A 26637-nucleotide genomic window follows, 5' to 3' on the forward strand; every position below is an offset into this window, starting at 1 on the left:
ATCAGCGGCTCAGGCGGCGCATACGTTCAGACGGGGTGATAATATCGGTGATGCGGATCCCGTAATTATCGGAGACCACCACCACTTCACCCTGAGCAATCAGATAGCCGTTGATCAGAATATCCAGCGGTTCACCGGCCAGCCCGTCCAGTGCCACCACGGAGCCCTGGGATAAACTCAGCAGCTTCTTGATGGTCATTTTTGTCCGGCCCAGTTCCACAGAGAGACGGACAGGGATATCCATAATCAGATTGATATCAGACAGCTGATTCAGCGGATTCTGGCTGTCGAGATTATCAAACGCCTGACTGGTCCCGGTTTCTGCTTTTTTTTGTTGTTCCATTGCCTCTGCCCACAGAGACTCGCCATCGTGTTCCGGGTTCATATCAGGAGTGTTGTTCGCCTCACTCATTGGTTTTTTCCTCGTCCAGAGTGTTTAATACAGGATTAATCAAATGTTCCACACGCAATGCATACTGGCCGTCGCGGGTGCCGTACTGACTGGTCAGTACCGGTACGCCGTCCACACTGACGATCAGGCGATCAGGTTTCTCCACTGGGATCACATCCCCTTTCTGCAGTTGCAGTAATTTTGAAATCCGCAGCGGGATTTCAGCAAAATTCGCCACCAGCTCCAGTTCGGAGTGTTTCACCTGGGTCACCAGACTGGACACCCAGGCTTCATTTTCCTGGTGACCGTGCTCCATCGGCGGGTTAATCAGCCGTTCACGGACAGGTTCAATCATGGCGATCGGAATACAGATACTCAGCTCACCCACGGTATTGCCGATTTCCACCAGGAAGGAGGTGGTGACCACGATATCGTTAGGGGAGGTGGTGATATTGGTGAATTTCACCTGCATTTCCGAACGTACATATTCCACATCGACTTCGGCAATCGGCTTCCAGGCATCACGGTAGGCGTTCAGTGCCAGTTTCAGCATGCGGTGGATAATGCGCTGTTCGGTGTTGGTAAATTCCTTTCCTTCGGAACGGACCGGAAAACGGCCGTCCCCGCCGAACAGGTTATCGACAGCGATATAAACCAGTGCCGGCTCAAAGGTGAACAATGCGGTTCCGCGCAGCGGCGGCATATGCACCAGGTTCAGGTTGGTCGGCACCGGCAGATTACGGGCAAACTCATGATAAGGCTCAATTTTGATACCACCGACCGTGATATCAGGACTGCGGCGCAGCATGTTGAACAGCCCCATGCGGAACTGACGGGCAAAACGCTCGTTAATAATTTCCAGGGACTGCATACGCTCGCGGATAACGCGGCGCTGGGTATTCGGATCATAAGGACGGACGTTGTCCTTACGTTTATTGAGTGCGGTGTCGGCAGGCTGCGGCTCTGACGGCGAGTCACCATTGAGCAGCGCGTCTATCTCTGCCTGAGATAAAATATTATCGCTCATCAGTTTTACCGGAGAATAAAGGTGGTGAATAACACATCCGAAATTTCCTGATCCGGCTGTCCCTGTACCACGGTCGGCGCTAAGGTGGTTTTCACTGCCTTCATCAGCTGAAGTTTGCCGTCATGGGTACTGAGCGTCTGCGGGGACTGCTGTGAGAGCAAAAGTAACAGGCGGCTGCGGACTTCCGGCAGATATTCATGGAGTTGTTTGCGGGAACGTTCGTTGGCCAGACGCAGTGTCATATCAATATACAGCACACGATCACGGCCGTTGTTCATACCGGGAAGATTCACGGTAAACGGTTCAATGCCCATAAAGATAGGCTCAGGCATATTGACCCGTTTTTCGTCTGCGGTACCGGCAGTGGTGCTGTCCTGCTGAGAAGACCACCAGCTGTACCCCCCGAAACCTGCTCCTGCGAGGGCAATCAGGGCAAAGATAACCAGTAACCCGGTATTGGAACCTTTTGAGGCATTGCGTGAAGACGACATGTTAACTGAATTCCTATTTCTTGATAGCGAACCCCGGCAGGGGGTTCATACTCTGTAAGCCCGTCCATTATGGCGTGCTTCTGAAGGACTAAAGGGGGGAAAAACGAAGCAAAAAGGCGGTAACTCGGGGCTTTAGTCCCCTGTACCGCCGTTATGCGCAGGGATCAGGCGAAGGTATCGATCCCGCCGCGGGCGCGGGCGTCATGAAGTGCCGCCGGGCGGACAAGGTTATCGGTGCTGATATTCACGCCGCTGATACTGCCGCCGGAAGCAATACCGTCAGCACTGCCGCCGCTGTGGCGATCATCACCGGGGCCTTGCTGATTACCGTGATATTCCTGCCCGACAGAGCTTTGCGCCAGGTGAATTCCGCTCTCCTGAAGGGCGTTGCGCAGCACCGGCATCATGGACTCCATCGCCGCGCGGACGTGGCTGTGCGGGGAGACAAAGTGCATTACCGCCTGATTATCCTCAATTTTAAGATGGATATTCAGCGAGCCCAGCTCTTCCGGATGCAGACGCAGCTGTGCCTGCTGTAATCCCTGACGGGAGAAATAGATCATATTCTGGCTGACCTGCTGCTGCCACAGTTCGCTGCTGAGCTGCGCGGTCAGCTGCATGGCAGGCTGAGCCACCGGCGCATTGGTCTGCGCGGCGGTGCTTTGTGCCGCTGCCGGCATCAGCGCCGGGCTCTGCACGGCAGTATGGCTGCCCGGCGCGGTTACCGTCTGAAAGGCGCTGCTTTCTGTTTTGATGCTGAATGCGCTTTTGCTGTTATCGGCACTGTTATCAGCGGCGGAAGCCAGCGATAACGGCACGGAAGTGTCAGCGGGTTTTTTATTCAGCGGTAAAAAATCATCCGGCAGGGCTTTCTGATCCGGTTTTTGGGCATCGGTCAGTGAAAAGCGCGGCTGATCCACACGCGGTTTGGACTTGTCATCAACAAACAGGGTGCGGGCATCGTTATTTTCATCCGTAAGCAGAGGCTTATCACCGGTCTTCGTCAGCGTGTCCTGCGGCAGTTCTGTGGTTTTGGCGCTGTTTTTTCCGTTGTCATCAATATGCAGTTTTGTGTCTGCGGCCGCTTTATCCGATGCGTTGCTTTCCTTCCCGGTCAGACGTTCTTTCAGTGCCGCGAGCAGGGCATTGTCAGCGTCACCGTCTGTCTGCGGTAATGCAGGTGCATCATCCACGGTGGTCAGCAATTTTGCATCCAGCGCCGGTGAGGCTGTATCCCCGGCAAGGCGGCGGGAGAAATTCAGCTGTGCCATGGTGTCGGCACCGGTCTGTTTTTCCTGTGCGGAGACCGTTTTACCCTCTGCGGCCTGTTTATGCGCGGCAGTGTCATTGCGGGTTTGTTTCACCGCATGTACCGCCTGTGCCGGTTTTTCCGGGCGCGGCTGCTGTGCATCCATCACCGCCTGAAACGGCAGGACGGTTGCCTGTGCATCTTCCGCACGCGGGGATCCCTGTTTATTCAGTGTATTGTCAGCTGAACTGACTGCTTTGCTACCGGCGTTGACATCCATTAACGGGTTCTCCATAAAGTCGCGCGCTGGGCAAATTCATCCATCTGCTTTTGCTCCAGCCGGTTTTGTCGTTGATTTTTTGCATGATCCGCACGGCGGATCAGGGTATCGAAGGCATTGACGCGCTGCTGTTTTTCCTGCCAGTGACGGTTGGCATCACTGACGCGCTGCTCCCACAGGTTCAGCTGACCCTGCTGCTGTTCAATGGTCAGTTCGAGGGTGACCAGAAACTGCTGATAGTTCTGCCACTTATCGGCAGCCATTCCGCTATACAGTGTCTGATTCAGTTTCTGCCGGTAATCAGCCTGATAATTCTCCAGCATGGTCAGCTGCTGACTCATCTGCGTGTGGGTCTGACGCACCTGCGCCAGCACTTTAGCCGCCTCTTCGGCGGCTTCTTCAGCTAAATTTAACAGCGTGGTGAGTGCATGCGTATTTGACATTGACGACCTCGTTATGCGTCCGGTATCACCTGACTGAGCTGCTCACAGGCGGCCGGGTAGTCACAGCGCTCATCGATATCCTGTTGCAGAAACGCCGCCATAGACGGGAACCGCTGAATGGCCTCATCCAGCATCGGGTCACTGCCTGCCGCGTAAGCACCGACATTAATCAGGTCGCGGTTGCGCTGGTAAGCCGAGGTCAGCTGTTTGAAACGCTGAATTTTCCGGTAATGGCTTTTCTCAATCAGCTCGGTCATGGCACGGCTGATGGAAGCTTCGATATCGATAGCAGGGTAGTGTCCGGATTCCGCCAGAGATCGTGAAAGCACGATATGACCGTCAAGAATGGCCCGCGCGGAGTCAGCGATCGGATCCTGCTGGTCATCCCCCTCGGTCAGTACAGTGTAAAACGCGGTAACAGAGCCGCCGTTTTTACCGTTGCCTGCCCGTTCGACCAGTGCCGGTAATTTTGCGAACACCGACGGAGGATAGCCTTTTGTGGCAGGCGGTTCTCCGATGGCGAGCGCAATTTCACGCTGTGCCATACTGTAGCGGGTCAGTGAATCCATAATTAACAGTACATTGCGGCCCAGATCACGGTAATATTCCGCGATCCGCGTGGCATAAGAGGCACCCTGCATCCGCAGCAGCGGGGAAACGTCCGCTGGTGCCGCGACGACCACGGCACGCTGAAGTCCTTCCGCGCCGAGGATGTTCTCAATAAAATCTTTGACTTCGCGACCGCGCTCACCAATCAGCCCGACCACAATAATGTCCGCCTGCGTGAAACGCGCCATCATGCCGAGCAGCACACTTTTCCCGACACCGGAACCGGCAAACAGGCCCATACGCTGACCGCGCCCGACGGTCAGCAGGGCGTTGATAGCGCGGACACCGACATCCAGCACGTCTTTAATCGGCGAACGTTCCAGCGGGTTGATCGGCGGCGTGGTCAGCGGAGCCCGGGTTTTGGCGTCCAGCGGCCCTTTGCCGTCCAGCGGATTGCCGGAGGCGTCAAGAATACGGCCGAGCAGCTCATCACCCAGCGGCAGCATACGGCTGGTCTGCCCGCCGCTTCCGGTGGATTGTGCATACACGCGCGCACCCGGCGCGATACCGTCCGGCTCTGCCAGCGGCATCAGCAGCATACGCGGACCGTTAAAACCGACCACTTCACAGATAACTTCTTCGGTGTTGCCGTTGATCACGCGCTCGATAAAACAGGTGGCACCGAGCGGCATTTTGATGCCTTCAGCTTCCATCACCAGCCCGGTGATTTTGGTCAGGCGCCCGTAATGGCGGGTCATCACCACACCGGACATCCGGGACTCAACGCTGTCCAGCGCGCTTATCCAGCGGCCGATCCGCGCGGTCATGATAACGTCTCCGGTGCGTATAACCGGCACAGCTCCTGCCAGCGGGTGGCAACACTCATATCGATTTCGCCGTCATCCGCTACCACACGGCATCCGCCCGCATGCAGCTGCGGATCCGGTACCAGCTGCCAGCCGTTCAGACTGAGCTGGGTGCCGATATGCTGCTCCAGCATCTCAATATGTACCGGGTTAACCCGCAGTTCCGGCTGACCGGCAAACAGCGGTTTCTGCTGAAGCAGACGGCTGATCTCTTCCAGCAGCGCGGTACCGTCACAGACCGCAGGCTGACCAAGCACCTGACGGGCGGCGGTCAGGGCAATCTGCAACAGTTTGGTGGTCACCACACTGTCAAAACTGTCGAGGGAATAACTGAACTCGGACAACAGTTTCTGCCACGCTTCCGTGAGCGGCTGCTGTTCTGCCAGTACCTGCTGACGGCCCTGTTCCGCACCGTCCTGCAGACCCTGAGCAAACCCGGCGTCATAACCGGCTTTTTGTCCCTGTTCATGACCGGACTGAAAACCGCTGCGCTGCGCTTCTTCTTTCAGGTTATCCAGCAGATTGATCTGCTCGAGCACTTCCTGAGGTTCGAGGCAGGGCACTTTGGGCTTTTCCGGCTCCGGCTCATCGGACAAAGCAGGGAGCACCGAAGAATTTAAATCCCACTGATTCAGTTCCCGCGGCTGCCAGCGCTTCCACGGCAGTGTGGTGTTTTCTTTATCAGACATAGACATCGTCGCCACCACCAATCACAATTTCACCGGTTTCCATCAGACGGCGGACAATCAGCAGAATGGATTTCTGTTCATTTTCAACCTGCGACATGCGCACCGGTGAACGGGATTCCAGATCATCACGGACAATCTCAGCCGCACGGGTGGACATATTGCGCAGGAAGTGTTCGCGCAGCTCTTCGTTGCAGCCTTTCAGTGCAATAACCAGCGAGTCGTTGGACACATCCTGGAGGATGCGCTGGATACTGCGGTTGTCCACTTCGATAAGGTTCTCGAACAGGAACATTTCGTCGATAATGCGTTGCGCCAGTTCGCCGTCGTAATCGCGCATTGCCCCGATAACACCTTCTTCCTGCTGACTTTTCATCAGGTTGATGATCTCGGCTGCGGTTCTCACGCCACCCATTTTGCTGCGCTTGAGGTTCTGACCGTCCAGCAGGTTGTTGAGAACTTCGGTCAGTTCCGCCAGTGCCGCAGGCTGGACACCACCAAAGGTGGCGATACGCAGCATAATGTCGTTGCGCTGGCGTTCGTCGAACAGCTCCAGCACATCGGCAGCCAGGTTGCGTTTTAAATGCACCAGGATGGTGGCGATAATCTGCGGATGTTCGTCGCGGATAATATCGGCCACAGTCTGCGGCTCCATATAGTTGAGGCTTTCGATTCCCGATGCACTTTCGTGTTTCTCGAAGATATCTTCCAGCAGGCTGGCGGCGCGGTCTTCACCCAGCGCCTTGACCAGCACGGAACGCAGATAATCATTGGTATTGATGTTCAGCGCCGCATACTGAATCGCCGCTTCCTCAAACTCCGTCAGGACTTCCGCCAGCTCGGCATTGGAGACCTGACGCATGTTGGACACCGCCATACTCAGCTGCTGAACTTCTTTATTGTTCAGGTGTTTAAAGACCTCGGCGGCCTGGTCCTCACCGAGCGTCATCAGCATGACGGCGCTCTTTTCTGTTCCGCTTAAATTCATTGTGCTTTTCCTAACCACTGACTGATAACCATTGCCACAACCTGCGGATCTTTATCCGCCATCTCACGGATACGCTGGCTCTGAATTTCGGCGCTGACACGCTGACGGGTCAGGCGGCGGCGGGTTTTCTCGTCCATATCGTCACTGATAACCTCATCAGCCACGAGCGGGGTTTTCATCTGCGTTGCCTTAAACATACGGGCTTCCGCTTCCGCCTGTTGTGCTTTACGGTAGCGCTGCCACTGCGGTCTGATACCTTTGCGCCACAACAGCCAGCCCACCAGTAACAGCAGCAGGATTTTGCCGTACTCCAGTACCTGCGCAATGATGACCGGGCTTGTGAAGAGCGACGGCTCTTCGGTCAGCTGACCTTCATCAGTAAAGCGGGAGTTGGTGATGCTCAGCGTGTCGCCGCGATCGGCGGAATAGCCCATTGCCTCGCGGGTCAGCGCTTCAATCTCTTTGATCATCTCCGGCGGCAGCGGTTGCATTTCCTCAGTGCCGTCTTCTTTCTTCTGCGGCAGCCAGTTAATAATTACCGCGACAGAGAGACGGTCAACCACGCCAATCTGGCGCTGGGTATGACTGATTTTGCGATCCACTTCGTAGTTTGTGGTTTCATCACTCTGTGAATTAATGTTGCTGTTGCGGTTATTATCGACAGGGGATGCTGTTTCATTATCTTTTGTATCCGCTTTTGCTGTTTCAACAGGGGCGGAAGGGGCACTGACCGGCTGATTGGATAACGCTCCCGGTACGCCGCCCGGGCCGCCGTTGCTGTTCTGCTGACTCTGGCTGCTCTGACGCGAGCGGACAGCGGCGGAATCCGGCTGCTGGTTTGGTTTGTATTCTTCAGCGGTCTGCTCGACTTTGGAGTAATCCACCTGCGCGGTGACCTGCGCCTGTACGTTGGTACGACCGACCAGCGGCGCAAGCAGATCTTCAATACGCTGTTTAAGGCGGGCTTCTGTTTCCTGAGTCAGGCGCATCTGGGATGTGCTGACAGACTGCTGGCTGTTATCATTGTTTGTCAGCAGACGTCCGGCCTGGTCAACAATAATGACGTTGGATGAGGTTAATCCGGACACACTGCCGGAGACCATATGCACAATCGCGCTGATCTGGCCTTCATCCAGTGCGCGGCCCGGCAGCAATCCGACGGTGACGGAGGCGGTCGGTGATTTCTGCTCGCGGACAAACAGGGTCGGCTTCGGGATCGCCAGATGCACCCGCGCGGTCTGAACCGGGCTGAGTGATTCAATCGTGCGTGACAGTTCCCCTTCAAGGGCGCGCTGATAGTTCACCTGCTCACTGAACTGACTGATACCGAACTGCTCTTTATCCAGCAGTTCAAAACCGGTGTTACCGCCTTTCGGCAGACCGGCCTGTGCCAGTTTCAGCCGCAGCTCATGCACTTTATCAGCAGGTACCAGAATGGCACTGCCGTTATCCGCGAGCTGGTAAGGCATATTCATCTGTGTCAGCTGGCTGACAATATCGCCGCCGTCTTTGGCACTCAGATTACTGAGCAGAACGCGGTAATCCGGGCTGCGCATCCAGAGGAACAACGCAACAATAACGGCGATTGCCGCCGCGCCGGCGACCATCAGCGGAACCTTCGGATCAGCCTTAATGCGGTCAATAATCAGGGCGAATCCCTTTTTGGTATCTCCGGTGTCTTGTGGTGCGGCACTCATAAACATTCCCTGCCTTGCTGATTTGACGGGTGAAAATAGTTTTGGCGAAACAACGTAATTTCCCTCTTTGTAACGTCACTTTTTTACGCTGCTATTATTCCCCGCGGATAACCAATCTAATGACAGAATCAGCCCGTGATTTTGGTGTTATTTACGGGCTTCAAGTTAAAAAGGGTGTGTTAGGGTATGCAGGCAATAAGATGTGACCGGTGCCTTTTTCAGCAGAAAGTGGTTTCCGGGGGACACATTAATCCCTGTTAACGGAAGAAAAAACATGACAATTCAGGCAATTGAGGGAGTCGTCTCCCAGCTGAATGTAACAGCAGCACAGGCAGCAAACCAGACCAGGCCGGTCGTTGATGCGCCGGGGTTTGGTGATCACCTGATCTCAGCAGTGAATGAGATCAATACCACCCGCATTAATTCCGCAAAAAAGGCGGAAGACTTTACACTCGGCAAAGCCGATATTTCCCTTAATGATGTCATGGTGGATATGCAGAAAGCGAGCCTGAGCCTGCAAATGGGTATTCAGGTGCGCAATAAGCTGGTCGCGGCGTATCAGGAAATTATGTCAATGCCGGTGTAGAAGTATTAACACATTGATATAAAAGGTTAAATTGCTTTTCTGTATCTTGATTGGGGCATGGGTGGGGCATTGTTGTTCATAATGGCTATCTGGTCGGCATCATTTTCCTTCATCCATGCTCCGTATACATCGTGGATCATCTTTGAAGATAGGTGATCCGTTTGCAAACCGGTTAAAGTAGTCAAAATGAGGGTAAGCCGGAAAAATGACGACGTTACCCTCATACACAGGTTTTTTATAAAAATCGCTATTCAAATATAAGCTATTCATTCATCTTGAGTGAAGTTTCATTCTTATCAAAAGACGCAAATAATGTTTTATTATTGCTCTCAATAAAGTAATCCTGTAATTTTTCTATACTTACATCATAATCGGAAATAAAAAACTTCATACCAAGTTGTTCACGATTATTTAGTTTTTCAATATATTTATCAAAAGCGTTGCCAACATGACTTAACTCAATTTTCTTCTGTGTCGGATTGGACGTTTTACTGAGAGAATCCAAATAGGGTTTAGTTTCATTATTTATAAAACGACCTGTTTCAGATGGACTAACGTTAATCTCATAATTCCCTTGTTTATTGATTAAGCATTTTAGCGCACAGTTAAGAACAATAAGCTGGCTCCCTTCAGATAAGACGAGTGGAATTTGATCTAACATTTCTTTATAATTTGGTGGTACAACAAACAAATAAATCCCATTTGCTTCGCTAACGTCCTCGACAGACCTTCCTTTGAGAACCATACTATCGGGGTCGCAGCTTACTTCAGGTAATACTGTCGGAGGGAAAATAGATAAGATGACAGTGGCTCCGTGATTTTTATCATTTTCAGCTAACCCGTAATGTTCGGGTGACTCGTTTAAATATGCCTGCTCCGTTGTAAATGCCATGACGTTATTATTGACTCGTTGTTTAAATTCGTTCCGGCACTGTTCATATCCATTATTTTGGTAGTCTGGATCTATGACTCTCCAGTTAAGGTCTTTATAGCCTGAGTTTTTAAGTTGTTCATCTATAAATGATTCTGTCAGTAAGCCACCTGAACCTAATGATATCAATGTTATTGGTGTATCCCGCAACGGAATTTTGTCTGTAATATAAGATGTGACTTTATTTATAAAGTCAATTCTGTCATGAAGTGATGCAAGATGTTCATATTCACCCCAAGAGAGATGTCCCATGGAACGAGAACTACATTGATCCTTCTGTGTCAGGCAAGAATTTTGTATCACACGCTCGGTTGTTAATGGGGCCGCCTGATAATTATGATGAGAAATATGTGCTGAAGTATCTGTATTTATGGATACTGGCGGGAGCATGGCTAATTACCTCTACTTTATTCGTTACGGTTTGATTTATCATTCGATTCAGCAATATTCGGTGGTGTGGTTGTATCAATGCCACCGTCACACAGTGAACGAAACCCGATATACTTTATTGCATAACGCCACCACCATAGCAACCAGGTGAATCCTTGATCTCCCCGGCCGATCCGGTCACCATAGCCATAGAAGTAAGGTATCTCCCGGTTGTAACGCTTTCAGACAAGCCTCCGTATAAGTATTCCGGCAAAAATCCCCCGGATCTCTGTCATTTCACTGCCGGTGTGTTTAAATGGATGGATCCGAAACACAGAGTGGTGAAAAAATGAAAAAAATCCTTCCTGTTCTTATCCCGGTTGTCTTACTGGCAGGCTGTAAAGCAGATGTTGAAACCACGGTAAATACAGATGATCTGATATCACATGAGCATAAACTGGTTGCCGGTAATATTAATGTGGAAGTACCGGCCTGCAATGATTTTGAGGATTCACGGAAAGAATCGAAAAGTCTGATCAAAATTAAAGAGCAGTTGCCGGCGGTCTTTTCCGGTGCAGAGTATAAAGAGTGTTACAAAGAGAAGTTTAATTCCTATGCCCGCTTTACCGTTCCTGTCGGGGTCGGGTTTATCGCGGATGATATGAAGGCGGTAAATGCTGAGATTTATATCTTATCAAATGATGAGCTCTATGCCGGTGTGATGATCACCCCGGAAGCGATTAAACGCCTGCAATCAGCGAAAAAATCCGCTCCCGGTGACCTTAAGCTGCAAATGACATTAGTGCTGGAAAAAGGCAAATTACCGGTCCCGAATATTGCGGCGATGAGTGTGTTTATGACCGGTACGGAAACAAAAAATACCCCACTGGTTGCAAGCCGTGTGAGTATTGAAGGGAAAGCTGTCCGCTTTAAGTTATCTGATGTGTCTAATGCCTTAATTGAGAGCGGTAATATTGCACCGGTATTATATAAAGCAGAGTTGCTGGAAAAATTAGTGGCGAATCTGAAAAAAAATAACTAGCTGCTGTTGCCGTAAAAATAATAAGCCCCGGCGGGCTTATTATTTTACAGCGGTGCCGGAGAGACATTATCTCCTGACAGAACATTAACGGGTCTGATTATTATCAGAAACTGATTTTTTCCGCAGCCAGACGATAAAATGCAATAACCCCATTGCACCGTGACCAATAATATAGGCTTCAATCAGTCCCGTCAGGGTTTTATGCAGATTTCGAATCTCACCGGCATAAGCGGAACCCCGGAGCCACAACCGCTGTAATGGTATACAGCGATGAGATTATTGTTCTGAAAGAAGCGCCTGCGGCCAGTGGTGCCCGTTATGTCGGGGAAAATTTCCAGCTTTGGTCAAACGGAAAAATGAACTGAACCTGGCCACCATCTCAGAAGATGATGCGGTGAAAGGCAAGGTTGCTGAAGATAAAGGCCGTACCTGTCAATTAGTGAAATAACAAAAACAGTTTTTATACCGGATAAATAAAGAGAGCGGGTTGTCCCGCTCCTTTTGATCGGCTTACTTATGATTTTTGCGGTAGTAAGTCCATTCTTCAACCCGTTCACCACCCGGTAAATTACAGTAACCGGTCCAGCCTGATTCTGCTTTCACGATTTCTGTTTTACCGCCGGATTGTTCACAATACACCGATGCCGGGTTCGCCATGCCAATGTTTGCCTTCGCCGCTACCGGATCTTTATTCAGTACGGAGATTAACTGATAACGGATATTGGGTGCATCGGCAGGCGGATTCGGAATATGGGTGGTTTTGACGGATACCCGGTACTGGTATCCCGGTTCGTAAGTAAAACCGTCAATATTCTGATAGAAAAATTCCCAGTCTGCCTCCGGAGATTCTTTTATTTTCATGCACTTCATCGGTGCGACACCTGTGCAGTCGGCCAGCTCAGAATCGATGTAAAGTGTTTTGGTATTATCCGTTGCCGGTGTTGTCAGGGTATTCTGACTGCATCCTGCCATTAATAAGAAGAGCGGAGCAATAACATAGGCTGATTTCATCAGTTGTCCTTAATGTGTATAGTAAAACAGTGTGTTTTTACTCTGTTTATGACAGCATAAAAACGGAGTTAGTTCCGTATTGGCGCTTTTTTATCTGTAAAAAGAGTACAAATGAAGAGATATAAAATATCAGTGACAAGTGTGATAATACTGGCCGGTTTTTATTTCCGGGTGTGGTTATATACAACAACCGGCATAATACTGGTTAAATGGATAAATAATAATCTGCGGGAGCCGCCGGTTTCCGCTGGTTTTTGGGATTCGGTATATCTGGTCAGTAAATTTCTGCTGGTCATTCTGCTGCTGATATTGTCGGGGGATTTACTCCGTGTTTACCGCAATATCCGGCGTAACCCGGTAATAACCGTACCCCGGTACCGTTTTTATCTGATGGCTGCCGCGCTGGCAGGCGGAGTGGCTATTTTTCTGCTGACTGTCAGTTATTGGTATCCGTTCTCCGTATAATCACAGAATATTACAGGGCATAACCTGTAACCGGACTGCCGATCCGGTATCTTTGTACAAATTCAGCATGTTTCATTCCGGTAATTGTGAAATAAAGAGAGAGGATCTACACTATCAGCGGTACGTATTTCTCCTGGCAAAGGTATTTACAGGTGAGGCTATATGACAGCAATTGATATTTTCTGGGTCGGTATCGGTGGCGGCAGCGGTTCATTACTGCGCTGGTGGGTCGGTAAACTGACAGGCGAACGTTATCACGGCCATTTTCCGCTGGGTACCTTTATTATTAATATCTCGGGTGCCTTTATTATCGGTTTTTTAAGCACGTTATTCGTGATTGACTGGCATGACCGTTTCGGTTCATTCCTGCATGCGGCTGTTCTGACCGGTATTCTCGGCGGTTACACCACATTCAGCAGTATGCAGCTGGACGCGGCAAAACTGGTGAATTCCAAACAGCGGATGCTGGCTTTCGGGTATTTGCTTATCTCTGTTGTGGCGGGTCTGGCGGCTGCCGCACTGGGTGTCTGGCTGGCGGCATAAGGATAACAAGATGAATATGGTGATTCTTATTTTTATTGGCGGAGCCTTCGGTGCAATCTGCCGCGAATTACTGATGCTCGGTGTGCCGTCTCTGAGTGACGGGTTTCCGCTTGATATTCTGGCGGCCAATATTATTGCCTCATTCCTGCTGGGAATAACGGCAGCGTTATTACAGCGCAACCGGATTAATCAGTATGTTAATGCACTGGTGGCAACCGGTATTATGGGCGGGTTATCCACATTCAGCAGTTTTGTGTACGGAACCTTTGAAATTATGTCATCCCCGGCGTTATTAGGTACCGGAATAACGTATTTACTGGTCAGTGTGATCGGCGGATTTGCAGCCGTTATGGCGGGGTTATATCTGGGAAATTGTGTGAAACCCGGTGTAAAAAATACCGCAGAATAGCAAAAGGTTCCGGCCGGACAGAGAACGACTGTCCGGCCGGAACAGATCAGGCCATTTTTTCATTATTTTAAGACACTGCGCTGATCAGAAAAACTTATTCTACTGGTTTAATATTAATGGAATAATCCGGGTCACTGAATTGCCCGTAACTTTTATTAATCACCCGTTGTTGGTCAAGCTGTTTTATTTCTTTACTCAGAAAGTTGAGGTGATCCTGTAAACAGATTTTTGTTACCCGTTCATTTTCAATAATAGCCTGCAGTATTTCCACCAGTTCGCCGGTGACCGGCTGTTCTTTTTCCAGTTCATGAGATAACTGTGTCAGGTGTTCAACCGCGCAAACATAATCCGTTTCACGGGCAATCAAATCATCCCATTCACTGTTTCTGGCCAGGGTAACGAGTTCTTCACTCAGTGTCAGTACATGTTGATATATATCGTGTAAATTGATGGTTGTTTGAATACTCACCTGATTATCTTTCATCCACATTTGCCCCGATTTGTTGCCATGTTGCCGCGAGATCGGAGAGCAGTTGATAGACCTCTTTTACGTAGGCCACGTTATTGTCGATATTTGCGTTGAGTAACCGCATAATCATATAGTCATACAGGGAGGCCAGATTATGCGCCAGCTCACCGCCGGCATCATAATCCAGAGCCTGTTTCAGGCCATTTTCAATAATATTAATGGCCTTCGACAGCTCATTACCCTTGGCGGCAATATCATGTTGTTCCATAAAGATTTCGCTGCGGCGAAGGGCGCTGAGCGCCCCGTTAAACAAAATCCGGATCAACTGATAAGGCGAGGCATTGGTAATTTCGCTTTCAAGATTAACCTGCTGGTAAGCCTGATTTGCCTTGCGCTGATACATTATTTTTAACCTAACATTCTGCCGAGTGCTTGTGTGGTGCCACTCAGGGAGTTCATCATTTTGTCCAGATTCTGGAACTGACGGCGATACAGATCCATGGTGTTTTCGATCTGTTTATTGGTTTGTTCGATACGTTTATCGATACCTTTTTTCTTTTTCTCCAGGCCGTCGGTCGCGTTATGAATCGTACCTTCACGGCTGTCTAATGTCTTTTTCAGGTAATTAAAGTTTTCGGTGGCAAAACCGGTCTCTTTTCCGTCACCGGCAAAGAATTCTTTGACACTGGAGCCATTCTCTTTCAGTGCCTTATCCAGCACTTTGTCATCTATTTCCAGGGTACCGTCTGTCTTTTGCTTAATACCCATCTTGTTCATGGTGTTAATTTCACCGTTGCCGTTAGGTGTTCTGATCTGCGCACGGATAGTATTCTGAATACCGCGCAGGGTAGAGTCACCAATCAGCGGGCCATTACTTTTATCAGCAGCCTGGCCTTTTTCCGTCTGGGTATATTTGGTCAGATCTTTACAGAGTTTCTGATACTCGTTATAGGCATCCACCCATTCTTTAATTTTCTTTTTCGCCGGTTCACTGTCAGACGTTACAGACAAATGTTCTTCTTTGCCGTTTTCACTTTCTTTCTTCAGTGTCAGGGTCAGGCCGGGGAATTTATCTTTAATGGTGTTGGTCTGCTCTTCGAAATCAAAACCGTTAATGGTGAATTTTGAGTTCTGTGGTGCAACTTTTTCAACCATCTTACTTTTTGTGGTATCCAATTTACCGGATGCGTCATATTCAACATGTAAAATAGCATCCAGCTTCTGATCATCCGGGACACTGACGGAAATATGACTTTCAGTTCCTTCCGTCTTAGAAGACATGGACAGGGTATATTTGCCATCAGCGGTTTTTATTACTGCCGCAGTGACACCTTTATCCGCTTTATTAATCGCATCGGCGATTTCAATTAATGACGTATGATCTTTATCCAGTTTAATACTGAATGTTTTCTTCGGATCACTGCCGTCACCCTGTGTAATGGTGATGGTCCGTTCATCACTGTTACTCCCCAGATTGGCCGTATTGCTGTCCTGGCCTTGGGTGGCAATCGTCTGGGATTTGGCTAATTGCTCCACTTTAACGTCGTAAACGCCGGGAACTGCTTTGCCGTCGGTCGTGACATCAAAACTTTTATATTCACCGCTGACTTTGGTGGTGCTGATATCTTCGTATTTCTTCAGACCTTCAGACGCGGACTTTAATTTTTCCAGTGAGGCCTGTAATTTCCCGAATGCGCTAATTTGTGCATCACACGCTGTTTTTTGGGCAGTTAACGGCTCCAGACGGCGCATTTCTGCTTTCTCCAGCATGTCCAGTTGCTGATTAAGATCCATTCCGGCGCCGACGCCTAACGATGCTATGCCTGCCATGTACTTCTCCTGAATTTAATTGGTTTTACATAGTTATCGGTTGGCAGCGGAAGAATTTTAGCGTTAACGGCAAAAAATGATGGGCAGAGTTGCGCAGGGAAAGCAGGGTTATTGTCACCATTAAGATAAGGAAACAAAAAAGGGCTCCGGAGGCAGCAATTTAGTTACAAATCTTACAAGATGCGCTGTCCGGATAAATATGCCTGATATTGACAATATGGCGGCGTTTTGTCTGTAAATAAAGTGAATTACTTCCCGTTAACAGTATTAACCCGCAGCGGCGGAAGAAAATAATTCACATTATTTCATACAAAAAAAGGAAGTATCATTATGGCACAAGTTATTAATACTAATGTTCTGTCACTGGTTACTCAGAATAATTTAAACCGCTCACAAGGCGCGTTAGGGACTGCGATTGAGCGTCTTTCTTCCGGCTCCCGCATTAACAGTGCGAAAGATGATGCAGCGGGCCAGGCGATTGCCAACCGTTTCACCGCTAACGTTAAAGGTCTGACTCAGGCTTCCCGTAATGCCAGCGACGGTATTTCACTGGCGCAGGTAACAGAAGGCGCGGTGAATGAAATCAATGACAATATCCAGCGTATCCGTGAACTGACGGTACAGGCACAAAACGGCACCAACTCTGAAAGCGATATCAACTCTATTAAAGAAGAAGTTGATCAGCGTATGAAAGAGATTGACCGTATTTCAGAGCAGACGCAGTTTAACGGTATTAAAGTGCTGTCCTCCGATAACAAAATGACCTTCCAGGTCGGCACCAACGACGGTGAAACCATTGATATCGACCTGAAGAAGGTAGATCGCGCAGCGCTGGGACTGGATAAGCTGGATATTGCAGCCGTCTCTAAGAATTATGTATGGGATGGTGGTGCCGTTAAACTCACTGACTTCAAGGACAGTGCCAATAAGCCTGCTACAGCAGCAACCGTAGACGCACCGGATGGTATGAAATGGAAAACTGCACCGGCTGCCGCAGATATTCATGCAGTGAAAGATGAAAATGGTCAGGTTGTTAAAGATAAATACTATGTCGTTGGCAAGATTGATGACGGCTCTGCCGGCGGAAAAGATGTCAAGCTGGAAGTCACACTCGATAAAACAGAAGATGTCGGTGGTACGATTACCGCGAAGTTTAAAGCAACCGGTAAGGAAGTGGAAGTGCTTGCTACCGGTGCTAAAGCACCCGCAGGCCCGCTGGATACATTGGATAAAGCACTGTCAAAAATTGACAGCCAGCGCAGCCAGTTAGGTGCATTCCAGAACCGCATGCAGTCCACTATCAATAACCTGAACAACTCGGTGAACAACCTGAGCTCTGCACGCAGCCGTATTCAGGATGCAGATTTTGCAACAGAAGTCTCTAATATGAGCCGTGGCCAGATTCTGCAGCAGGCAGGTACTGCTGTACTGGCTCAGGCAAACGGCATTCCGAACAATGTGATGAGCCTCCTGCGTGGTTAATGATATAACCTTATAAATCAAGTGATTCCTCTGTTTTATTATTTGGCCGGAACCTCTGTTCCGGCTTTTTTATATCCGCCTTATATTCGCGATAAGTATTAATATAAAACGCTTTATATTGACATTATGGCGGCCTTTTGTCTGTAAATAATTCAAATTTTTTCCCGTTAACAGTATTAACCCGCAGCGGCGGAAGAAAATAATTCACATTATTTCATACAAAAAAAGGAAGTATCATTATGGCACAAGTTATTAATACTAATGTTCTGTCACTGGTTACCCAGAATAATTTAAACCGCTCACAGGGCGCGTTAGGGACTGCGATTGAGCGTCTTTCTTCCGGCTCCCGCATTAACAGTGCGAAAGATGATGCAGCGGGCCAGGCGATTGCCAACCGTTTCACCGCTAACGTTAAAGGTCTGACTCAGGCTTCCCGTAATGCCAGCGACGGTATTTCACTGGCGCAGGTAACAGAAGGCGCGGTGAATGAAATCAACGACAATATCCAGCGTATCCGTGAACTGACGGTACAGGCACAAAACGGCACCAACTCTGAAAGCGATATCAACTCTATTAAAGAAGAAGTTGATCAGCGCATGAAAGAGATTGACCGTATTTCAGAGCAGACGCAGTTTAACGGTATTAAAGTGCTGTCCTCCGATAACAAAATGACCTTCCAGGTCGGCACCAACGACGGTGAAACCATTGATATCGACCTGAAGAAGGTTGATCGCGAAGCGCTGGGTCTGGATAAACTGGATATCGCAGCCTCCCGGTTCGGGCCAACACTGTCTGCGGGTGATTTTGTTGCGGATCTTCAGGGAACAGGTACTGAAGAGGATGCACAAAAAGTTGCAGAAAAAGCACTGAAAGAGATTACGTTTAATGGTAAAGATGTTGAAGGTGCAAAAGTATCTTACCAGGTGGCCGCAGATGGTTCAGTTGATAAAACCAACGTGTATATCCAGGGTAAGGTTGACGGTAAAGATGTCACGTTAAAAGCAGAAGTTACTGTGACTGCGGCGACAGGTACAGCGGGTGCAACACCGGCAAAACTTGAGTTTAAAAAAGTGGCAGAATTAGATGCGGCTGATCAGAAAGTGCTTGATGCCAGAAGCCCGCTGGGCACACTGGATAAAGCACTGTCAAAAATTGACAGTCAGCGCAGTCAGCTGGGTGCATTCCAGAACCGTATGCAGTCCACTATCAATAACCTGAACAACTCAGTCAATAACCTGAGCTCGGCGCGCAGCCGTATTCAGGATGCAGATTTTGCAACAGAAGTTTCTAACATGAGCCGTGGTCAGATTCTGCAGCAGGCAGGTACCGCTGTACTGGCTCAGGCAAACGGCATTCCGAACAATGTGATGAGCCTTCTGCGTGGCTAATGATATAACCTTATAAATCAAGTGATTCCTCTGTTTTATTATTTGGCCGGAACCTCTGTTCCGGCTTTTTTTATGTCTGCGAAAATGAGGTATGCGACGATTTTCTAAAAATATTTGCCAAAAAAATTAAAGTGGCCTCTCAGGGTGCCGATAGTGTTATTGCTGGCGAAAATCAGAAAGCCAAACAGATAAACGCTGTTTATTATTTTCAATAACAAGGACATATATCATGGCACAGGTTATCAATACTAACGTTCTGTCTCTGGTTACTCAGAACAACTTAAACCGTTCACAGGGCGTACTGGGCTCTGCAATCGAGCGTCTGTCTTCAGGCTCACGTATCAACAGCGCAAAAGACGATGCAGCAGGCCAGGCAATCGCTAACCGCTTCACCGCTAACGTGAAAGGTCTGACTCAGGCTGCACGTAACGCTAACGACGGTATCTCTATCGCACAGACTGCTGAAGGTGCTGTTAACGAAATCAACGATAACTTACAGCGTATCCGTGAGCTGACTGTTCAGGCTAAAAACAGCACTAACTCAGCAAGCGACACCAGCTCTATCCAGGCTGAAGTGACTGACCGTTTAGCTGAAATCCAGCGTATCTCTGACCAGACTCAGTTCAACGGCATCAAAGTGCTGGCAAGCGACAACGAAATGAGCTTCCAGGTTGGTGCAAACGATGGCGAAGTGATTGACCTGAAAATGGATCAGATCAACCAGAAAACACTGGGTGTTGAGAACTTTAAAGTTCCGGGTAAAGATACTGTTCTGAAAACCGGAACTAAAGTGGCTGATGGTGATGCTGCAAAAGCACTGCTGAATATTACTGATGCCAAAACAACGGTTACGATTGGTAATGATAAAGCAGCAACACCAAAAGAATTAGAAATTTATGAAACTGAAAGTGGTTCTTTAGTTGCTAAAGACAGTAACGGCAAATTCTACAGCGTTAAGCAAGATACCAAAACCGGTCAAGGTACAGGGAATGATGAAACTCATATCACACTGAATATGGGGGAAGAAATCAGCGGCCGTGTTGATACTAAAGCGAACCTGGATAAAGCACCTGCAGACGAATCGCTGAAAACGCTGGACGATGCATTAACCAAAGTTGATACCTACCGTTCAAAACTGGGTGCATTCCAGAACCGTATGCAGTCTACCATTAACAACCTGAACAACTCTGTTAATAACCTGAGCGCAGCACGCAGCCGTATCCAGGATGCTGACTTCGCAACAGAAGTGTCTAACATGAGCCGTGGTCAGATCCTGCAGCAGGCGGGTACTGCTGTTCTGGCACAGGCAAACCAGGTTCCTCAGGGTGTTCTGAGCCTGTTACGTTAATTTACGTAGTTGCTTTAAGGTATTTAAAAGGTCAGAATATTCTGACCTTTTTTTATAAGTGTTACCCATAACAGAACAAATAATATGCTAACTATTTGTTTTTTTATTCTATCAATTAACGCCTATTTTTCTTTTTGTCATATAAAATAACCGGAATTTTGCAAATTTTATGATAAAAATGAAAGAGAGTATTGCTATTTGTTAATGAGGTGATTTAGGATAAGGCAAATAAGGCGTGATTTACCTCACTACTCACCGGATTGAAATCTTTTTCGGGCACGATAATAAAAGCCTTTCATGAATCTCGAAGGGTGTTTCAGGTTGTGAGTGATTTGTATACCGCCGAAGGTGTTATCAACAAAAATAGCCTGTGGGAGCGTTATTATCCCCTTATCCGGCACGAAGCCCTGAAGTTGCAGGTAAGATTACCGGCAAGCGTTGATATTGACGACTTAATTCAGGCCGGGGGTATCGGCTTGCTGCATGCGGTCGAGCGTTTTGACGCCATGCAGGGTGCCACCTTTGCAACCTATGCGGTACAACGGATCCGCGGGGCAATGCTGGATGAATTGCGGGGAAGAGATTGGGCTCCCCGCAGTGTGCGCCGTCAGGCGCGGGAAATAACCAAAGCCGTGCGTGCGCTCGAACAGTCTCTGGGGCGTGCAGCCACAGAGCAGGAAATCGCTGATTCGTTACAGATGGATATCGCGGAATACCGTCAGGTGTTAACCGATACGAACAGCAGCCAGCTGTTTTCTTACGATGAGTGGCACGAAATCCACGGTGAAAGCTGCGAACCCGTCCGCGATGATGATGATGACGGGGGCAACCCGCTCGGTTTGCTGGTAGACGAAAGTTTGCGTCACCAGGTGGTTGAGGCGATAAAACAACTGCCTGAACGTGAAAAACTGGTTCTGACTCTTTACTATCAGGAAGAGCTGAACCTCAAGGAGATAGGCGCAGTGCTGGAAGTGGGGGAATCCCGCGTCAGCCAGTTACACAGTCAGGCAATCAAAAGGCTGCGGGCGCGCTTAAAATCCATGAAGTAACTTTGACTTTATCTTTGATTTATTTTTATTAGACTACACAAGGCGCCAGAATATGTCTGTTTCAAAACAAAAGAAACGGCCCGTAAGCCGTTACATTAAAGATTTCAAACACAGCCAGACTCACTGCAGTCATTGTCACAAAACCCTCGATCGTATCTCCCTGGTATTCAACGGTCAGCTGATCAATAAAGAAGCGATTTCTGAAATGACAGATATGATCGATGACACCACCTGGATGGGATTACAGGACAAATTTGTGGCTCTCTGCCGTTTTTGCAGCGAGATCTACTGCAACAGTGCAACCGATTATTTCGATATTATGGCATTCAAACAGTATCTGTTTGAAGAAACGGAAATGAGCCACAGCACCGTGCGCGAATATGTTGTTCGTCTGCGCCGTCTCGATGAGCTGCTGTCCTCCAAAGCTTTCCCGGCCACCACGGAATTCTCCACTGAAATTATCCAGGCACAGCTGAGTGACGATTTATCTGACTCCGCCCTGAGCAACTACAACATCGCACTGCGCAAGTACGAACAGTATCTTGACTGGCAGGGTAAACACTGATTTATCCGTCAGACCATTTTTTATCAGTAAATGATAAAGCAAAGGGAACGTCCGTTCCCTTTTTCCGTTTTAAGACGCCGTGATTATCAGCCGATCGTCATCAGGCTGGCATTTCCGCCCGCAGCAGCAGTATTGACACTGACAGCACGCTCATGCAGCAACAGCATCAGCGGGATCTGTGTATCACCGTGACTGAGCCCTGCGACCGGTACAATCTCACCACCGCGTGCGGCCACATCCCGGTTTACAGCCTGTAAGCGATCACTGTCACCGTGGAAAATCACACCGTTAAAGACCACACCGTCTGCTGACCACTCTTCTGTCAGGGTAATTTGCGCACGAACACTGTCCGGCAGCGCGTTATACAGCGAACGGGTATGTTCCGCGACAGGCCAGAGCTGACGGCAGCCCGCCGCCAGTGTGGCACCCAGTTGCAGCAGGGCATCCTGTTCCGAATCATTCAGACCGAGAATGGTTCCGCGCGGCAGCAGATAATAACTGTTGCGTTCCCCGGTCGGCCCCGGCAGCAGACGGCAGGTGCCGGTCTGTGATAATTCACCGTAACGGATAACCGCCGTCAGGACATCGTGGCGGCGTTGTGCCTCCAGCCAGGTGAGGAAGGTATCAAACGGTGCCAGTAACTGCGTGCGAACTGTCACATCCGGCGGGTTGAGATCATCCTGCTCTGCCAGAAGCGTAACCACAGAATCATCAGGCTGTTCTGCCAGCAGACGGTGGAGATAGAGCGGACCACCGGCTTTCGGTCCGGTGCCGGAAAGCCCCTCACCGCCGAACGGCTGAACGCCGACCACCGCGCCGACAATGTTGCGGTTGACATAAATATTACCGGCTTCAATCTGTTGCGTCAGCTGTGCAATGGTCTCATCGATACGGGTGTGGATACCGAATGTCAGTCCGTAACCGGCGGCATTAATTTTCTCCGCCAGCGCCGGCAGGGTGTCGCGCGGGTAACGAACCACATGCAGGACAGGGCCGAAAATTTCCCGTGTCAGTTCAGTGACATCATCCAGCTCAATCAGGGTCGGCGGGATAAAGGTGCCGTTAAGCATTGCCGGTGAGCCGGTCTCCATCCCGAACGCGGTCTGATACACCGGTCTGCCCTTGCCGCGCATTTGCTGAATATGCTGACGGATACCGTTATGCGCCTCTTCATCAATCACCGGGCCGATATCGGTAGCCAGTATATCCGGATTGCCGAGGCGGCATTCTGCCATCGCGCCTTTCAGCATTTCAATGGTGCGATCAGCCACATCCTCCTGAATGCAAAGCAGGCGCAGCGCCGAACAGCGTTGTCCCGCACTGTCAAAGGCGGAACTGACCACATCGGTAACCACCTGTTCTGTCAGGGCGGAGGAATCTACCACCATGGCATTCAGGCCGCCGGTTTCGGCGATCAGCGGAATGACCTTGCCTTCCGTACTGAGACGGGCAGCCAGATTGCGTTGTAAAATTTTGGCAACGGCGGTGGATCCGGTAAACATCACACCCTGAACACGCGGGTCACACACCAGCTGATTACCGACGGTTTCACCGTCACCCGGCAGCAATTGCAGCACCTCGCGCGGGACACCGGCATCATGCAGCAGGGATACCGCAACGGCAGCCACCAGCGGGGTTTGTTCCGCCGGTTTCGCCAGTACCGGGTTTCCGGCGGCGAGGGCGGCAGCCACCTGACCGGTGAAAATCGCCAGCGGGAAGTTCCACGGGCTGATACAGACTACCGGCCCCAGCGGACGGTGTGTATCACCGGCAAAGTGAGTTTTCACCTGAGAGGCGTAATAATTGAGAAAATCAACCGCTTCACGGACCTCGGCAATCGCGTTGGCAAAGGTCTTACCGGCTTCCCGCACCAGGATCCCGAGCAGCGGCTGCAACTGATCTTCCATCAGCTGTGCGGCACGGATAAGGATGTCCGCCCGCTCCTGTGCCGGTGTGGCAAACCAGATCTCCGCCGCACCGGAGGCGGTGGCAAGGGCATGATCCACTTCATCCTCAGTGGCCGGACGGACGTGACCGACAATATCATGATGATTGGCCGGGTTTCTGACCGGCTGACTCTCTGCCGGGACGGATGGCGTAAATGTGCCGCCGGTCATCGGCTCACTGAGCAGATTATCCTCGGCGTGACTGAGCAGGGCACTCGACAGTGAGGCCAGGCGGTGTTCGTTACTCAGATCCAGACCGGCGGCATTGACCCGCGTATTGCCGTACAAATTGCGCGGCAGCGGAATTTTCGGATGCGGCAGGCCGACAGCACCTTCTTTGACCGCCATTGCCTGAATCGCCGCAACCGGGTCTTCCACCAGCATCTCCAGCGGAATCGAGCCATCGGCAATCCGGTTTACGAAGGAGGTATTTGCGCCGTTTTCCAGCAGGCGGCGCACCAGATAAGCCAGCAGGGTTTCATGGGTGCCGACCGGTGCATACACACGGCACGGACGGTTCAGTTTGCCGTCCGCCACTTTGCCGACCACCTGCTCGTACAATGGTTCTCCCATACCGTGCAGGCACTGGAATTCATACTGGCCGGGATAGTAGTTATTGCCCGCCAGCTGATAAATGGCGGATAAGGTGTGTGCGTTGTGGGTGGCGAACTGCGGATAAATAAGATTCGGTACTGACAGCAGTTTACGGGCACAGGCGAGATAAGAGATATCCGTGTAAACCTTACGGGTATACACCGGATAGCCTTCCAGTCCGTCCACCTGGGCGCGCTTGACTTCGCTGTCCCAGTAAGCGCCTTTCACCAGGCGAATCATCAGGCGGCGCTGACTGCGTGATGCCAGATCAATCAGGTAATCCACCACCACCGGACAGCGTTTCTGATAGGCCTGGATAACAAAACCGATGCCGTTCCAACCCGCCAGCTGCGGATCAAAACAGAGTTTTTCCAGTAAATCGAGGGAGATTTCCAGGCGGTCAGCTTCTTCCGCATCAATATTGATACCGATATCGTACTGACGCGCCATCACAACAAGGTCGCGCAGGATCGGATACAGTTCAGACATCACACGGTCATACTGCGCGCGGCTGTAGCGCGGGTGCAGGGCAGAGAGTTTGATGGAGATACCCGGCCCTTCATAAATACCGCGTCCGGCGGAGGCTTTGCCGATGGCGTGGATCGCCTGCTGATAAGAAACCAGATACGCCTGTGCATCTGCAGCTGTCAGTGCGGCTTCCCCCAGCATATCGTAGGAATAACGGAAGCCTTTGGCTTCATTTTTGCGGGCATTTGCCAGCGCGCGGGCAATGGTTTCACCGGTAACAAATTGTTCGCCCATCAGACGCATGGCCATATCCACGCCTTTGCGCACCAGCGGTTCACCGCTTTTGCCCAGGATGCGGTTCAGTGAACGGCTCAGTCCCGCTTCATTATGTGTGGCAACCAGCTTACCGGTGAACAGCAGCCCCCAGGTGGCGGCATTGACAAACATCGATTTGCTCTGACCGAGGTGGGAATTCCAGTCACCGTGGCTGATTTTATCGCGGATCAGCACATCGCGGGTGGCCTTATCCGGAATACGCAGCAGCGCTTCCGCCAGACACATCAGTGCGATCCCTTCCTGGGAGGAGAGGGAAAATTCCTGAAGCAGTCCCTGTACCAATCCGGCGCGTCCGCTGCTGTTTTTCTGATTACGCAGCTTTTCTGCCAGCCCGTAAGCCAGCTTATGGGTTGCCTGTGCAGCTTCCGGGGAGAGTTGCGCCTGCGGCAGCAGCATGGCTACAGCTTCCGGCTCCGGAATACGGTATGCGGATGTAATCGCTGCCCGGGTGACAGACTGCGGCAAAATATCACCGGCAAATTCCAGAAATGGCTGGCAGCTGACCGGCGGCTCAGCCGGGGCGGTGTCATCTTCCGGGGCGGAAGGCGTTCCGGTCACGGGCAGTGTGCCGTCCGGAAGCGAATCGAGTTGAGCCAGGTAATCAAAAATAGCCTGTTTGATCAGCCAGTGTGGCGTGCGATCAATTTTTTGCGCTGCGGCTTTGATCCGCTCACGGGTTTCCTCATCCAGTCTGACGCCCATTGTGGTACTCACCATGTTCACTCCTCATAAACGGCTACAGGTCATGCGTTGCACATTAATATCTATGAGGTTGCAACTTTGTGCAACATTGTTAATTAACAAGATGTATAAAGTGTGAATAATGTCGCTGTTTTATGTTGAATGGTTAAAATGATTAAGAAGTAATCGGTGTGGATTAAAATAAAATCATTATATAACAATAGTATATTATTAATTTTAAGGCGTATAATAAGTAAGTCAGATGATTAACTGCATCACTTTCTGATGACATATCCCGTGATAAAAATCACAAATTTTTATTTTAGTGTCGTTAATTAATTGTTGTTTTATTGTTGTTGTCGTTACTATCGGGCTGAACACAACTCATGACATATGTAACACATAACGATAATTGACGGGGCATTGTCTGTGCAGCCCGGGGATGGCTGAGGCGGTGT

Annotated in this window: 26 protein-coding genes; 11 read left to right on the forward strand and 15 right to left on the reverse strand. The window is 50.0% G+C overall.

Annotated features, from left to right (window positions below; translation table 11 throughout):
* Position 1: 1 nt before the first annotated feature.
* From fliN to fliF, 9 genes are all read right to left on the reverse strand, one after another.
* The gene (gene fliN, locus ACF8OF_RS11735; RefSeq protein ID WP_025152197.1) at positions 2–412 is read right to left on the reverse strand and encodes a flagellar motor switch protein FliN; all 411 of its coding nucleotides are present in this window, start codon (positions 410–412) and stop codon (positions 2–4) included.
* Positions 405–1418: a flagellar motor switch protein FliM gene (fliM, locus tag ACF8OF_RS11740; protein ID WP_262882988.1), complete on the reverse strand. Its 1014-nt coding sequence runs from the start codon at positions 1416–1418 to the stop codon at positions 405–407. The genes fliN and fliM overlap by 8 nt, the downstream gene beginning before the upstream one ends.
* A gap of 5 nt (positions 1419–1423) precedes the next feature.
* Positions 1424–1909: a flagellar basal body-associated protein FliL gene (gene fliL, locus ACF8OF_RS11745; RefSeq protein ID WP_392496729.1), complete on the reverse strand. Its 486-nt coding sequence runs from the start codon at positions 1907–1909 to the stop codon at positions 1424–1426.
* 164 nt (positions 1910–2073) lie between these two features.
* A complete protein-coding gene (locus tag ACF8OF_RS11750; RefSeq protein WP_392496730.1) occupies positions 2074–3453 on the reverse strand; it encodes a flagellar hook-length control protein FliK in 1380 nt (459 codons plus the stop codon).
* Entirely contained in the window at positions 3438–3881 is a 444-nt protein-coding gene (fliJ, locus tag ACF8OF_RS11755; RefSeq protein WP_262858735.1) for a flagellar export protein FliJ, read from the reverse strand. The genes ACF8OF_RS11750 and fliJ overlap by 16 nt, the downstream gene beginning before the upstream one ends.
* 11 nt (positions 3882–3892) lie before the next feature.
* Positions 3893–5257, reverse strand: a complete 1365-nt coding sequence (gene fliI / locus ACF8OF_RS11760) for a flagellar protein export ATPase FliI (RefSeq protein WP_262858734.1) — start codon at positions 5255–5257, stop codon at positions 3893–3895.
* Positions 5254–5985 carry a flagellar assembly protein FliH gene (gene fliH, locus ACF8OF_RS11765; protein WP_262858842.1) on the reverse strand — a complete coding sequence of 244 codons (732 nt, stop codon included), beginning with the start codon at positions 5983–5985 and terminating at the stop codon, positions 5254–5256. The genes fliI and fliH overlap by 4 nt, the downstream gene beginning before the upstream one ends.
* Complete coding sequence (gene fliG, locus ACF8OF_RS11770) at positions 5978–6970, reverse strand: flagellar motor switch protein FliG (protein WP_024473852.1); 993 nt, start codon at positions 6968–6970, stop codon at positions 5978–5980. Before fliG ends, fliH begins: the two co-directional genes overlap by 8 nt.
* Positions 6967–8667 carry a flagellar basal-body MS-ring/collar protein FliF gene (fliF, locus tag ACF8OF_RS11775; protein ID WP_392496732.1) on the reverse strand — a complete coding sequence of 567 codons (1701 nt, stop codon included), beginning with the start codon at positions 8665–8667 and terminating at the stop codon, positions 6967–6969. Before fliF ends, fliG begins: the two co-directional genes overlap by 4 nt.
* Positions 8668–8941: 274 nt before the next feature.
* On the opposite strand from fliF, the gene fliE reads away from it, so the two are divergent.
* Positions 8942–9253 carry a flagellar hook-basal body complex protein FliE gene (gene fliE, locus ACF8OF_RS11780; RefSeq protein ID WP_025152206.1) on the forward strand — a complete coding sequence of 104 codons (312 nt, stop codon included), beginning with the start codon at positions 8942–8944 and terminating at the stop codon, positions 9251–9253.
* A 262-nt stretch (positions 9254–9515) separates the two neighbouring features.
* Here the strand turns inward: fliE and ACF8OF_RS11785 are convergent, their stop codons facing one another.
* Positions 9516–10574: a hypothetical protein gene (locus tag ACF8OF_RS11785; RefSeq protein ID WP_392496733.1), complete on the reverse strand. Its 1059-nt coding sequence runs from the start codon at positions 10572–10574 to the stop codon at positions 9516–9518.
* Between the two features lie 295 nt (positions 10575–10869).
* Here ACF8OF_RS11785 and ACF8OF_RS11790 point away from each other — a divergent pair, with 295 nt between their 5' ends.
* Positions 10870–11595 (forward strand): hypothetical protein, encoded by a 726-nt coding sequence (locus tag ACF8OF_RS11790; protein ID WP_392496734.1) that lies wholly within the window; start codon positions 10870–10872, stop codon positions 11593–11595.
* Positions 11596–11852: 257 nt separating this feature from the next.
* Positions 11853–11960 carry an MliC family protein gene (locus tag ACF8OF_RS11795; protein ID WP_392496735.1) on the forward strand — a complete coding sequence of 36 codons (108 nt, stop codon included), beginning with the start codon at positions 11853–11855 and terminating at the stop codon, positions 11958–11960.
* Between the two features lie 145 nt (positions 11961–12105).
* Here ACF8OF_RS11795 and ACF8OF_RS11800 read toward each other — a convergent pair whose 3' ends face one another.
* Positions 12106–12606, reverse strand: coding sequence for a DUF4377 domain-containing protein (locus ACF8OF_RS11800; RefSeq protein ID WP_279799937.1), 501 nt, complete (start codon positions 12604–12606; stop codon positions 12106–12108).
* 171 nt (positions 12607–12777) lie between these two features.
* On the opposite strand from ACF8OF_RS11800, the gene ACF8OF_RS11805 reads away from it, so the two are divergent.
* The 3 genes from ACF8OF_RS11805 to ACF8OF_RS11815 all read left to right on the forward strand — a co-directional run bounded on the left by ACF8OF_RS11805 (position 12778) and on the right by ACF8OF_RS11815 (position 14023).
* On the forward strand, positions 12778–13071 hold the full coding sequence (locus ACF8OF_RS11805; RefSeq protein ID WP_279799935.1) for a hypothetical protein: 294 nt from the start codon (positions 12778–12780) through the stop codon (positions 13069–13071).
* A 162-nt stretch (positions 13072–13233) separates the two neighbouring features.
* Positions 13234–13614 carry a fluoride efflux transporter CrcB gene (gene crcB, locus ACF8OF_RS11810; RefSeq protein WP_004236805.1) on the forward strand — a complete coding sequence of 127 codons (381 nt, stop codon included), beginning with the start codon at positions 13234–13236 and terminating at the stop codon, positions 13612–13614.
* A 10-nt stretch (positions 13615–13624) separates the two neighbouring features.
* Complete coding sequence (locus tag ACF8OF_RS11815; protein ID WP_274370152.1) at positions 13625–14023, forward strand: CrcB family protein; 399 nt, start codon at positions 13625–13627, stop codon at positions 14021–14023.
* 94 nt (positions 14024–14117) lie between these two features.
* Here the strand turns inward: ACF8OF_RS11815 and fliT are convergent, their stop codons facing one another.
* From fliT to fliD, 3 genes are read right to left on the reverse strand one after another with little or no spacing between them, the layout of a single operon-like run.
* Positions 14118–14507 carry a flagellar protein FliT gene (fliT, locus tag ACF8OF_RS11820; protein ID WP_025152211.1) on the reverse strand — a complete coding sequence of 130 codons (390 nt, stop codon included), beginning with the start codon at positions 14505–14507 and terminating at the stop codon, positions 14118–14120.
* Complete coding sequence (fliS, locus tag ACF8OF_RS11825; RefSeq protein ID WP_262858727.1) at positions 14497–14895, reverse strand: flagellar export chaperone FliS; 399 nt, start codon at positions 14893–14895, stop codon at positions 14497–14499. The genes fliT and fliS overlap by 11 nt, the downstream gene beginning before the upstream one ends.
* Before the next feature lie 5 nt (positions 14896–14900).
* Positions 14901–16322, reverse strand: a complete 1422-nt coding sequence (fliD, locus tag ACF8OF_RS11830) for a flagellar filament capping protein FliD (protein WP_392496738.1) — start codon at positions 16320–16322, stop codon at positions 14901–14903.
* A gap of 330 nt (positions 16323–16652) precedes the next feature.
* On the opposite strand from fliD, the gene ACF8OF_RS11835 reads away from it, so the two are divergent.
* From ACF8OF_RS11835 to fliZ, 5 genes are all read left to right on the forward strand, one after another.
* Positions 16653–17804, forward strand: a complete 1152-nt coding sequence (locus ACF8OF_RS11835; protein ID WP_392496739.1) for a FliC/FljB family flagellin — start codon at positions 16653–16655, stop codon at positions 17802–17804.
* Positions 17805–18043: 239 nt separating this feature from the next.
* Entirely contained in the window at positions 18044–19192 is a 1149-nt protein-coding gene (locus ACF8OF_RS11840; protein ID WP_392496740.1) for a FliC/FljB family flagellin, read from the forward strand.
* A gap of 229 nt (positions 19193–19421) precedes the next feature.
* A complete protein-coding gene (locus tag ACF8OF_RS11845; RefSeq protein ID WP_392496742.1) occupies positions 19422–20540 on the forward strand; it encodes a FliC/FljB family flagellin in 1119 nt (372 codons plus the stop codon).
* A 323-nt stretch (positions 20541–20863) separates the two neighbouring features.
* Entirely contained in the window at positions 20864–21589 is a 726-nt protein-coding gene (locus ACF8OF_RS11850) for an RNA polymerase sigma factor FliA (RefSeq protein WP_025152217.1), read from the forward strand.
* Positions 21590–21641: 52 nt separating this feature from the next.
* A complete protein-coding gene (gene fliZ / locus ACF8OF_RS11855) occupies positions 21642–22154 on the forward strand; it encodes a flagella biosynthesis regulatory protein FliZ (protein ID WP_025152218.1) in 513 nt (170 codons plus the stop codon).
* Positions 22155–22240: 86 nt separating this feature from the next.
* Here the strand turns inward: fliZ and putA are convergent, their stop codons facing one another.
* Complete coding sequence (gene putA, locus ACF8OF_RS11860) at positions 22241–26215, reverse strand: trifunctional transcriptional regulator/proline dehydrogenase/L-glutamate gamma-semialdehyde dehydrogenase (protein WP_392496743.1); 3975 nt, start codon at positions 26213–26215, stop codon at positions 22241–22243.
* Positions 26216–26637: the final 422 nt, after the last annotated feature.

It is taken from the genome of Morganella sp. TYF_1 (assembly GCF_043105645.1).
Lineage (GTDB): Bacteria > Pseudomonadota > Gammaproteobacteria > Enterobacterales > Enterobacteriaceae > Morganella > Morganella morganii_B.

What these genes read in the sequence shown, in the direction of transcription:
- fliN (WP_025152197.1), bottom strand. Translation starts at nt 412, where the DNA reads ATGAGTGAGGCGAACAACACTCCTGATATGAACCCGGAACACGATGGC.
- fliM (WP_262882988.1), bottom strand. Translation starts at nt 1,418, where the DNA reads ATGAGCGATAATATTTTATCTCAGGCAGAGATAGACGCGCTGCTCAAT.
- fliL (WP_392496729.1), bottom strand. Translation starts at nt 1,909, where the DNA reads ATGTCGTCTTCACGCAATGCCTCAAAAGGTTCCAATACCGGGTTACTG.
- ACF8OF_RS11750 (WP_392496730.1), bottom strand. Translation starts at nt 3,453, where the DNA reads ATGGAGAACCCGTTAATGGATGTCAACGCCGGTAGCAAAGCAGTCAGT.
- fliJ (WP_262858735.1), bottom strand. Translation starts at nt 3,881, where the DNA reads ATGTCAAATACGCATGCACTCACCACGCTGTTAAATTTAGCTGAAGAA.
- fliI (WP_262858734.1), bottom strand. Translation starts at nt 5,257, where the DNA reads ATGACCGCGCGGATCGGCCGCTGGATAAGCGCGCTGGACAGCGTTGAG.
- fliH (WP_262858842.1), bottom strand. Translation starts at nt 5,985, where the DNA reads ATGTCTGATAAAGAAAACACCACACTGCCGTGGAAGCGCTGGCAGCCG.
- fliG (WP_024473852.1), bottom strand. Translation starts at nt 6,970, where the DNA reads ATGAATTTAAGCGGAACAGAAAAGAGCGCCGTCATGCTGATGACGCTC.
- fliF (WP_392496732.1), bottom strand. Translation starts at nt 8,667, where the DNA reads ATGAGTGCCGCACCACAAGACACCGGAGATACCAAAAAGGGATTCGCC.
- fliE (WP_025152206.1), top strand. Translation starts at nt 8,942, where the DNA reads ATGACAATTCAGGCAATTGAGGGAGTCGTCTCCCAGCTGAATGTAACA.
- ACF8OF_RS11785 (WP_392496733.1), bottom strand. Translation starts at nt 10,574, where the DNA reads ATGCTCCCGCCAGTATCCATAAATACAGATACTTCAGCACATATTTCT.
- ACF8OF_RS11790 (WP_392496734.1), top strand. Translation starts at nt 10,870, where the DNA reads ATGGATGGATCCGAAACACAGAGTGGTGAAAAAATGAAAAAAATCCTT.
- ACF8OF_RS11795 (WP_392496735.1), top strand. Translation starts at nt 11,853, where the DNA reads ATGGTATACAGCGATGAGATTATTGTTCTGAAAGAAGCGCCTGCGGCC.
- ACF8OF_RS11800 (WP_279799937.1), bottom strand. Translation starts at nt 12,606, where the DNA reads ATGAAATCAGCCTATGTTATTGCTCCGCTCTTCTTATTAATGGCAGGA.
- crcB (WP_004236805.1), top strand. Translation starts at nt 13,234, where the DNA reads ATGACAGCAATTGATATTTTCTGGGTCGGTATCGGTGGCGGCAGCGGT.
- ACF8OF_RS11815 (WP_274370152.1), top strand. Translation starts at nt 13,625, where the DNA reads ATGAATATGGTGATTCTTATTTTTATTGGCGGAGCCTTCGGTGCAATC.
- fliT (WP_025152211.1), bottom strand. Translation starts at nt 14,507, where the DNA reads ATGAAAGATAATCAGGTGAGTATTCAAACAACCATCAATTTACACGAT.
- fliS (WP_262858727.1), bottom strand. Translation starts at nt 14,895, where the DNA reads ATGTATCAGCGCAAGGCAAATCAGGCTTACCAGCAGGTTAATCTTGAA.
- fliD (WP_392496738.1), bottom strand. Translation starts at nt 16,322, where the DNA reads ATGGCAGGCATAGCATCGTTAGGCGTCGGCGCCGGAATGGATCTTAAT.
- ACF8OF_RS11835 (WP_392496739.1), top strand. Translation starts at nt 16,653, where the DNA reads ATGGCACAAGTTATTAATACTAATGTTCTGTCACTGGTTACTCAGAAT.
- ACF8OF_RS11840 (WP_392496740.1), top strand. Translation starts at nt 18,044, where the DNA reads ATGGCACAAGTTATTAATACTAATGTTCTGTCACTGGTTACCCAGAAT.
- ACF8OF_RS11845 (WP_392496742.1), top strand. Translation starts at nt 19,422, where the DNA reads ATGGCACAGGTTATCAATACTAACGTTCTGTCTCTGGTTACTCAGAAC.
- fliZ (WP_025152218.1), top strand. Translation starts at nt 21,642, where the DNA reads ATGTCTGTTTCAAAACAAAAGAAACGGCCCGTAAGCCGTTACATTAAA.
- putA (WP_392496743.1), bottom strand. Translation starts at nt 26,215, where the DNA reads ATGGTGAGTACCACAATGGGCGTCAGACTGGATGAGGAAACCCGTGAG.